General features: G+C 41.3%; 7 protein-coding genes and 1 riboswitch. Of the genes, 6 read left to right on the top strand and 1 reads right to left on the bottom strand.

All coding sequences use genetic code 11. The annotated features are described in order from the left end of the window. Window positions 1-36: 36 nt before the first annotated feature. Window positions 37-927 carry a 4-hydroxy-tetrahydrodipicolinate synthase gene (dapA, locus tag GPDM_RS06770; RefSeq protein ID WP_008430145.1) on the bottom strand — a complete coding sequence of 297 codons (891 nt, stop codon included), beginning with the start codon at window positions 925-927 and terminating at the stop codon, window positions 37-39. Window positions 928-1,055: 128 nt separating this feature from the next. Further along, a riboswitch (Lysine riboswitch) is annotated at window positions 1,056-1,234 on the bottom strand. Between the two features lie 106 nt (window positions 1,235-1,340). Between dapA and GPDM_RS06775 the strand changes: the two genes are divergently transcribed. The 6 genes from GPDM_RS06775 (at window position 1,341) to GPDM_RS06800 (ending at window position 9,135) form a co-directional block, all read left to right on the top strand. Beyond that, complete coding sequence (locus GPDM_RS06775; RefSeq protein ID WP_008430146.1) at window positions 1,341-1,952, top strand: class I SAM-dependent methyltransferase; 612 nt, start codon at window positions 1,341-1,343, stop codon at window positions 1,950-1,952. 58 nt (window positions 1,953-2,010) lie between these two features. After that, complete coding sequence (ypfJ, locus tag GPDM_RS06780; RefSeq protein WP_008430147.1) at window positions 2,011-2,856, top strand: KPN_02809 family neutral zinc metallopeptidase; 846 nt, start codon at window positions 2,011-2,013, stop codon at window positions 2,854-2,856. A 130-nt stretch (window positions 2,857-2,986) separates the two neighbouring features. After that, complete coding sequence (locus GPDM_RS06785) at window positions 2,987-4,153, top strand: TraB/GumN family protein (protein WP_008430148.1); 1,167 nt, start codon at window positions 2,987-2,989, stop codon at window positions 4,151-4,153. 113 nt (window positions 4,154-4,266) lie between these two features. Then, window positions 4,267-4,512, top strand: a complete 246-nt coding sequence (locus GPDM_RS06790) for a hypothetical protein (protein WP_008430149.1) — start codon at window positions 4,267-4,269, stop codon at window positions 4,510-4,512. 100 nt (window positions 4,513-4,612) lie between these two features. Then, entirely contained in the window at window positions 4,613-7,660 is a 3,048-nt protein-coding gene (locus tag GPDM_RS06795; protein ID WP_008430150.1) for an efflux RND transporter permease subunit, read from the top strand. A 263-nt stretch (window positions 7,661-7,923) separates the two neighbouring features. Continuing rightward, window positions 7,924-9,135, top strand: a complete 1,212-nt coding sequence (locus GPDM_RS06800) for a NupC/NupG family nucleoside CNT transporter (RefSeq protein ID WP_008430151.1) — start codon at window positions 7,924-7,926, stop codon at window positions 9,133-9,135. Window positions 9,136-9,429: the final 294 nt, after the last annotated feature.

Consider the following 9,429-nt stretch of genomic DNA (forward strand, 5'->3'; position numbering starts at 1 on the left):
CTGAAGTTCATCATGAACTTCAGCGTTTTTTCGGCTTTAATTTGTTACCGCTTTTGAATGCAAATCAGGTAAAGATGCACGTAACGTCAAGGTTTCTTCTACTGTTAATGGAATCATTGGCAAGCGAACACCGCCTACTTGAACGCCCGTGATATTAAGAGCCGCTTTAACTGGAGTCGGGTTTGGTGCTGCAAACAATGCTTTCATGGTTGGCACTAAACGTCTGTGGATAGCTGCCGCTGTTTTTACATCACCTGTTTTAAAGCTCGTAATCATGTCTTGCATGTCATTGCCAATAATGTGTGCAGAAACCGAAACAATTCCTGTGCCACCAATTGATAGCATCGGTAGTGTTAAGCTGTCATCACCGCTGTATACCGTAAATGAGTCAGGCGTATTTTCGATAATTTCAGCAGCTGCATCTAAATCGCCACTCGCTTCTTTAACGGAAACAATATTGCTAATTTGGGATAAGCGAATGATTGTCTCAGGAGACAAATTAACTACGCTGCGACCAGGAATATTATAAAGCATCACAGGCAAATTCGTAGACTCGGCAATCGCTTGGAAATGTTGGAACATGCCTTCTTGTGAAGGTTTATTGTAATATGGCGTTACAAGCATAACGCCGTCAACACCGACTTCTTCTGCTTGTTGCGTCAATGAAATAGAAGCACGCGTATTATTCGATCCTGTTCCTGCAATAACCGGAATTCGACCCGCGACTGTGTTTACGGTAAATTGGAATAACTCTACTTTTTCCTCGATTGATAAGGTAGGTGATTCACCTGTTGTACCTGCGACGACAAGTCCGTCAGAGCCGTTCGCGATTAAATGCTCGATTAATTTTTTAGTTGCTGGGAAATCGATTTCTCCTTGTTGGTCGAACGGTGTTACCATTGCTGTAATAATTTGGCCGAAATTCATAAACAACACACCCTTTTCTAATTTTTTTCGTAGCTTAGAGGTGAGGGGCCAGTCAGGAATAAACAAAAAAGCAGCAACAGGGGGGTCCTGTTGCTGCAGTAGAAACAATGTTTACCATTCGTTCCTGTGCATCAGATAGCCCTCCATATAGTTTCCTATATGACAGTCCTGCATTTGTTAAATACAGACCCAGCGCACGGAAATATGAGCTTTCCGTCACTTCGGCAAATCCCCCTTCCGGCAAACGTCAATGGACCTCATCGTCCTCTTTTTGCGTACTGATGGTTTTTGCGCCTCTATCCTACTCCATAAAAATGGAGCAAGAAATATTGAATTAGCTGTACTATAACAAATATATCTGTTAATTGCAAGATGAAAACGCGAAATTTTATTAAGAAAGGAAGTGGATCGAAATGGATGAGCGAGCGTACGACAGTCAACTGAACATCGTAACTGTAGGACATCAACAGGGATTTACAGATTCTCTGCACCATCATCGTTACGAGCCAACTCCGTATGATTTACTTGATACTTTGTTCAAGCATTATCCCGTAATTTCAGAAGATCAACTTGTAGATGTTGGATGTGGAAAAGGGCGTCTAAATTTTTATGTTCATCATTTCTTTGGAACAAAAAGTGCTGGAATTGAGATGAATCCCGTATTTTACGCTGAAGCTCTTGAAAATAAAAAAAGATACCTTGAGCAGCACGAAGACGCTGAGTCGAGCATTAGCTTCTATAATTGCTTGGCACAAGACTATCAAGTCGCAAATCAAGACAATAAATTTTATTTCTTTAATCCTTTTTCAGTGCAAGTGTTTATCGCTTTTCTCAATAATGTTTTGCGCTCTGCTGAAGAGGCTCCGCGAACAATCGATATCGTTTTGTTTTTTGCCCCACAAGAGTATAGCGAGTACTTAGAAACGAGCACAGCTTTTCAATTAGTCAAAGAAATTCCATTGCCTGATTTTCATAAAAATCCACGTGAGCGATTTTTAATTTATCGCCTACTTAAAATGGATTAAACTTAAGTGAATAACGGGTATGCTTTACTATAAAACCATTTTGAAACGAGGGACCTCTATGGATTGGAAAGGAAGAAAAGCCAGTAGAAACGTTGAAGATCGAAGAGGCAAAGGTGGGGCCATTGTTGCTGGAGGAGGTATCGGAGGTATTCTGATCGTCCTACTCGTCGCTTTTTTAGGAGGCGACCCAGGTGTTATCATGGATCAATTAGGCGGATCGTCAGAAACGACGTCTAACCAGCCTTACGAAGCAACGCCGGAAGAAGAAGAGTTGGCTGAATTTGTGTCAGTCGTCCTTGCAGATACAGAAGACGTATGGACAGAAGTTTTTGCAGAAGAAGGCATGGAATATGTAGAGCCGACCCTTGTCCTATATACAGACAGTGTTGAATCGGCTTGTGGAACAGCGGGAGCATCGGTTGGACCGTTTTATTGTCCAGGGGATTATAAACTTTATATCGATTTAAGTTTTTACAATGAATTACAAACGCAATTCAAAGCACCAGGCGATTTCGCGATGGCTTATGTTGTAGCACATGAAGTTGGCCATCATGTCCAAAATTTACTTGGAGTTATGGAAGAAGTACAACCATTGCGTAATCAATTAAGTGAAGAAGAATACAATAAAGTGCAGGTTCGCTTAGAGCTTCAAGCGGATTATTTATCAGGCGTGTGGGCACATCACGCGCAAGGCATGGGGTATTTAGAGGAAGGTGACTTGCAAGAAGCATTAACGGCAGCAAGCGCTGTAGGAGATGATACCATTCAACAACGTGCGCGTGGATACGTCGTTCCTGAAAGTTTTACGCATGGTAGTTCAGAACAACGCCAGCGCTGGTTTAAAAAAGGGTTTCAATCCGGTAATTTAAAAGATGGAGATACGTTCAATGCGACTGATTTGTGACCTTTTTTGATTTTCTCTACTATGAAAAGGGTGCAGCATTGATATTTTTGCTATTCTAATTCATTATAAAGAATAGACAGTCTTTTCATCTGAGATGAGGGGAAATATAGTTCTATGAAGGAAGTACAACATGGTTGAGGATAATATCACACGCATAGAATACGGCGAAAAAGAATTGATCTTAATCGGTACGGCACATGTATCTAAAGCAAGTGCTGAGCAAGTAAAGGCAGTTATTGAAGCAGAACAGCCTGATTCGGTTTGTATCGAATTAGATGCACAACGCTATGAATCGGTAACGCAAGATAGCAAATGGAAAGAAACCGATATTTTTAAAGTGATTAAAGACAAAAAAGCGAGTTTGTTATTGATGAACTTAGCGATTTCTTCGTTTCAAAATCGGTTAGCCGATCAGTTTGGCATTAAACCAGGGCAAGAAATGATTCAAGGAATTGCCTCTGCCAAAGAAGTGGGAGCAGAACTTGTATTAGCGGATCGCAATATTCAAGTGACGTTTTCACGTATTTGGGGCAATATTGGCTTTATGGGGAAAGCGCAACTGCTCACTTCTGTATTCTTTAGCATTTTTAGCAAAGAAACCATTTCAGAAGAAGACTTGGAAAAGATGAAATCACAAGATACATTGAATGCGGTGATGGATGATTTTACTCAAGCTTTTCCAAAACTAAAAACACCACTTATTGATGAACGTGATCAGTATTTGGCACAAAAAATAAAAGAAGCTCCTGGTAAAAAAGTCGTCGCCGTTTTGGGTGCCGCTCATGTGCCAGGAATCATTAAAGAAGTTCATAACGACCACGATTTAAAGAAACTTTCAGAAGTTCCACCCAAATCGAAATGGCCAAAAGTTATTGGCTGGGCGATTCCATTAGCGTTGGTTGCAATGATCGCTATTACGTTCATGAACAACCCAGCAGCAGGAATTGACCAAACGATAAGCTGGATTTTATGGACAGCGTGTCTTGGAGCAATTGGAGCAGCAATTGCTTTTGGTCATCCATTAGCAATCTTAACAGCGTTTGTTGGCGGTCCGATTGGTGCCTTACATCCTCTTTTAGCCGCCGGATGGTTTTCTGGATTGGCGCAAGCGTATGTTCGCCGCCCGAATGTTGGAGATTTCCAAACCTTGTCGAAAGACGTTTTCACGCTCAAAGGATTTTGGGACAATAAGGTAACGCGTGTTTTATTGGTTGTGGTACTGACAAATTTAGGTACGGCAGCTGGTAACGTTATTGGCGGTTTAGATGTTATTCGATTGTTTTTCCAAAACCTATAAAATGTATGTGAGAAGGCAGCCTAAAAGGCTGTCTTTTTTTATGATTACGTATGTTTATTTTGAAAATCGGGTATAGATTAATTAAGGAATATGATGAACGGAGGCGCATTAAGGTGAGCTTTTTTCTGGTGGGGATTTTGCTGTGGTCTCTGGTGATTGGGTCAATGATATTAGCGATTATCGGTCTGTGGAAACGATCATGGAAAGCACTGGCTTGGAGCGGAATTGCACTTTTGCCCCCAATGGCGCTTATTTTTTGGGGTGGAGAAGGCATTTGGTTCCGAATGTCTATTGTGCTACCGTTGTTGTTATTTGTTGCCGCTTATTGGATGAAACAGCAACAGATGCCAAACTTGTAAACCAGGTGGATTCTCCATCTGGTTTTTTTCGAGCATTTTACTAGTGTTTTTAAATTCATAGTTATACAATAGTTATACAAAAGTTGGAGGGGGCGGAATAATGAAATACATATTAGAACGAAGCAAATTATTCATATTTTTAATTTTAATTCTGTCGATTGTTGGAGCCTATGTTTTTGTTACATTGCCACAACGTGAAATTCCAGAAACGCCGTCAAGCCTCGTATTAATATCAACAATTTTGCCAGGTGCGGGACCTGAAGAAGTTGAAACTGCAATTACGAATCCGCTCGAACGTGAAATTCAAAAAGTAGATGGCATTGCATCATTGCAATCGATTTCTTCTAATTCTGCTTCTATTATTACGTTAGAGATAGAGGATGGAGAAAACCCGGATGACTTGGTGAATAGCCTCCAGCAGCAAGCGAGTAGCGCAGCTTCAAGGTTTCCTGATAATGCACAAGAACCAACCGTTGAAAAGCTGAGCTTCACTTCTCCTTTAGTGTCGTATATGTTTTATGGAGATAAAGAAGAGTTGGCAAATATGGAAGAAGCGTTGTCAGCTTTATCTAAAAAGGTAGAAGTTGTTTCTGGTGTTGCAGGAACAACTGTTAAAGGGTTAAATTCACAAGAAGTGTTAATCGAGCTGAACAGTGAAGAACTAGCAGCCAATCAGCTTCAACCGTTTGAAGTGCTCGAATCGCTTCAACAAGCCAATCAGCCATTGTCTCTTGGTACACATGATAACGGCAACGAGCAAATTAGCCTAACTGTGCAACAAGAGCAAGGCATTGAGAAACTAAAAGAATTACAAGTCGGTGCAGCCGCAGTGCCACTTGCTGATGTTGCAACGATTGAAACAGTCGATCAACAAACAAAAGATGTTGTGACATTTAAAGGTGAAAACGCCATTTCATACACGGTCTTTTTGCAGACAGAACAAGATGTTCCTGCAGTTGATCAAAAAGTCTCTGACATCATTGACGAATTTACAACAGAATTGCCGGCGGGCGTTCAAGCTGAAAAATACGTTTCTCAAGCAGAAAGTGTCAATGAAATCTTTGACAGCTTGTATGTTTCATTAGCGATTGCAGTACTTGCCGTATTGATCGTCACGACAGCAGGATTGACGTTATTTGGCTCGTTTGCAGTTGCGTTGACGGTACTAGCTTCTGTGTTAATCGGGATGATTCCCATACCATGGTTGGGTGTCGATTTAAACCAAATATCCGTGATTGGCCTAATTATTGCCATCGGGATTTTAGTCGATGACAGTATTGTTGTAAACGATAATATCCAACGACGTTATAAATTAGGGGATTCTGCCCTCAATGGCGCGATTACAGGCGTTCGCGAAGTTTATCCATCAATTATTGCCTCAAGTTTGGCGATTGTTGTTACATTTACACCATTACTGCTATTATCAGGTGGCAATGGGGCATTTATCAAAGCCTTGCCGAGTATTTTAATCACTACAATCATTGCATCAACGATTTTATCGATTACTCTTGTTCCAATGATGCAATACTTAAAAACAAAACGAAAAGCAAACAAAGTATCCGAAAATCCTGGATTTTTAGGAAAACCACTCGAGAAAATCGCATTGTTTTATTCTAATAAAGTTTTGCGTGGTGTATTAAAACGCCCAATAATTGTTGGGGGCGGCGGTTTGTTAATAGCGACAGGGTTATTATCGCTTGCGCTCTTTACGCCGTTTGAATTTTTCCCAGCAGCTGATCGTCAAGAAGTAACTATGAATGTTCGTCTGGCAGAAGGCACGACGATTGAAGATACTGACGAATTTCTTGCTAACTTAACTGAGGAAGTTGGAGCTGAAGATGACAATGTCGCTGAGATCTCTATTTTCTCAGGAGAAGGGCTACCGAATTTGTTTGCTTCTTCGATGAACAATACAGGCGGCAACACGGGTCAAGTTGTCTTCCGAATTGACCGTGATGAAACTACGGCCGCTGATTTTATCGAGAAATGGCAGCCTGAGTTACGTGAACGTTTTCCAGAAGCTGAAATTTTCTTAGATACAATTGTGCAAGGTCCACCTGTAGGAGCTCCTGTTACAGTTGACATCACAGGTGAAAATATTGAAGAACTAGCTTCTCTTCGCGATCAACTAAAAGAGCAAATGCTTGCGAGTGGCGCGACGATTGTTACGGATAATCTAGGCGATCCAGTTCCGGCAATTGAGTATGTGCCAAACCAAGACGCATTACAAGAAAACAAAATTGCGCTAAACACAGTCACGAATCAGCTTCAATTGTTGACACAAGGTGTTCCTTTATACACCATTTACGAAGGTCAAATGCCGTATCAAGTGTTCTTGAAGCAATCTGGAATTGATGAAGGACAACCAATTGATTTGTCTCAATTTGAAGTTCCGGCACTTAGTGAACAGGGACCACCGACATTGGTGCCGATGAATGAACTGTTAACAGCAGAAGATACGACGAAATTAGCGCAAGTTCCGCATAAAGAAGGGGATCGTTCAATTACCCTTCGTGCATTTGGCGATGTAGATGACTTTGAAAACAAAATGTTAGCTATCGTCGATAAAGAACGTGACTCTCTGCCAGATGGCTATGAATTATCGACAGGTGGAGAAAACTCTGATCAAGAAGCTTTCTTTGCTGAAATCGGTGTTTTGTTCTTAGTTGTCATCCTACTGGTGTATTTAGTTATTGCCTTCCAGTTTAAATCGTTCAGTTTGCCGTTCTTAGTATTGATTGCCGTGTACTTAGGTATTTCCGGTGCGATACTTGGACTATTCTTAACCCAAACACCGTTAAGTTTCTTAGGTGTTATGGGAATTGTTTCACTAACAGGTATTGTTGTTCGTAACGCAGTCGTCTTGATCGACTTTGTAGAAGTTCGCCGTTTATCAGGGGAGCTTGATATTAAGGAAGCCATTATCGAATCAGGCTATGCTCGGATCAAACCAATCTTGTTAACAACGATTACATCGATTATTGCCCTTGTCCCAATTGCAGTGTCAGGGGATCCATTATTTGAACCATTGGCGATTACAATCATCGCTGGACTCGCGTTCTCAAGCTTGTTTACCTTAGTAATGATTCCAGCGCTTTACTTAATATTTTACCGAGTGAATCGCCGGAGAAATAAAGTTACAGCATAACACCTAATTGCGTAGCCTCCGGGTTGCGTTTTTTGTTGTTTTTTATTCGTTATTCTCAGGACAATAAAACCTTATGTGGAATAGGATGGAAGTTAAAAAGTCGGACTTAAAGGTACAAAGTAGTATTTATGAATGCGTTCTCATTTCTTCACACGATAGCCATTTACTTCTTCTTTTAGATTTGGTAAGATGTCTGACGACAGCTGAGTTAAACAAATTATTTGCTTAATTTTCTGATAAAAATCTATCGATGAGGTGAAGTTGTGAATTTATTGTGGGGCATCTTTGGTATATTCGTTGTTCTTGGAATTGCCTTCCTGTTATCAAGCGGCAAGAAGTCTATTAAGCCACGGACAATTCTCGGCGGATTAGCTATCCAAATTACATTTGCGTTTATGGTGTTGGAATGGGAATTCGGGAAAAAAATATTATTATTTATTTCGAATAAAGTTCAGAACGTAATTGATTATGCAGGCGAAGGAATTGGTTTCTTATTTGGTCCAGCAGCTGATGTTGGCGGCTTTGGATTTGTCTTTGCTTTTCAAGTACTAACAGTTATTATTTTCTTTTCTTCTTTAATTTCAGTCCTTTATTACTTAGGCATTATGCAAATTATTATTAAGCTTCTTGGAGGAGCTTTGGCAAAACTTCTAGGAACAAGTAAAGCGGAATCGATTTCAGCAGCAGCGAATATTTTTGTTGGTCAAACAGAAGCACCGCTTGTTATCCGTCCGTTTATTGCGGGGATGACGAAATCGGAATTATTCGCAGTTATGACAGGTGGACTTGCTTCAGTAGCAGGTTCAACTTTAGCAGGATATGCCCTTTTGGGTGTCCCTCTTGAATACTTATTAGCAGCAAGCTTTATGGCGGCACCAGCTGGTTTAATCATGGCGAAAATGATGATTCCAGAAACAGAAGAAGTCGAAGAAAAAGACTTCGTTATGGAAAAAGATCAAACTTCAGTTAACGTTGTCGATGCAGCAGCACGTGGTGCAGCTGACGGTCTTCAATTGGCATTAAACGTTGGTGCGATGCTACTGGCATTTATCGCATTAATCGCTTTGTTAAATGGTATGCTTGGTGGCATCGGCAACTGGTTCGGTTTCGGTGGCTTAACGATCCAAAGCATTTTAGGTGTAATTTTCGCGCCACTTGCATGGGCAATTGGTGTGCCGTGGGCTGAAGCTGTACAAGCTGGTAGCTTTATCGGACAAAAATTAGTGCTTAACGAATTTGTAGCGTACACAGCGTTTGCACCAGAAATTGCAAACCTGTCTCCTAAAACTGTAATTGTAATCAGTTTTGCACTTTGTGGATTCGCAAACCTAAGCTCGTTAGCCATTTTACTTGGTGGACTTGGTGCCATTGCACCAAACCGTCGTCCTGACATCGCGCGCCTCGGTATTCGTGCCGTTGCAGCAGGTATGCTTGCGTCATTATTGAGTGCAGCTATCGCAGGAATGTTCGTTTAAGAAATTAACTATAGGTGAGACCTGCAGAAAATGCAGGTCTTTTTTTATTTTTGGGGGAAGTCTAGCTGGCGTGTGTAGGCTTCGCGGTGGTGTATGCACGGTGAGAGCGTGCTTACGCGCGGTTCTAGAGAAATATGCACGATGTGAGGGTGGATATGCACGCTGAAGAAGTTTTGTGCGCGGTGGAGAGGCGTTTATGCGCGTTCCGCAAAAAATACGCGCGAACGGCTCTCACGATGAGAATTTTTTCTAAATAGAGCGTAGCGACAACCGACGACGTGTAGGTGTTAGTGC

This window comes from Planococcus donghaensis MPA1U2, assembly GCF_000189395.1.
Taxonomy (GTDB): Bacteria; Bacillota; Bacilli; order Bacillales_A; family Planococcaceae; genus Planococcus; species Planococcus donghaensis_B.

Excerpts from the sequence above, each read along its gene's own strand:
- GPDM_RS06795 (WP_008430150.1), top strand. The coding sequence starts at position 4,613 with ATGAAATACATATTAGAACGAAGCAAATTATTCATATTTTTAATTTTA.
- GPDM_RS06785 (WP_008430148.1), top strand. The coding sequence starts at position 2,987 with ATGGTTGAGGATAATATCACACGCATAGAATACGGCGAAAAAGAATTG.
- ypfJ (WP_008430147.1), top strand. The coding sequence starts at position 2,011 with ATGGATTGGAAAGGAAGAAAAGCCAGTAGAAACGTTGAAGATCGAAGA.
- dapA (WP_008430145.1), bottom strand. The coding sequence starts at position 927 with ATGAATTTCGGCCAAATTATTACAGCAATGGTAACACCGTTCGACCAA.
- GPDM_RS06775 (WP_008430146.1), top strand. The coding sequence starts at position 1,341 with ATGGATGAGCGAGCGTACGACAGTCAACTGAACATCGTAACTGTAGGA.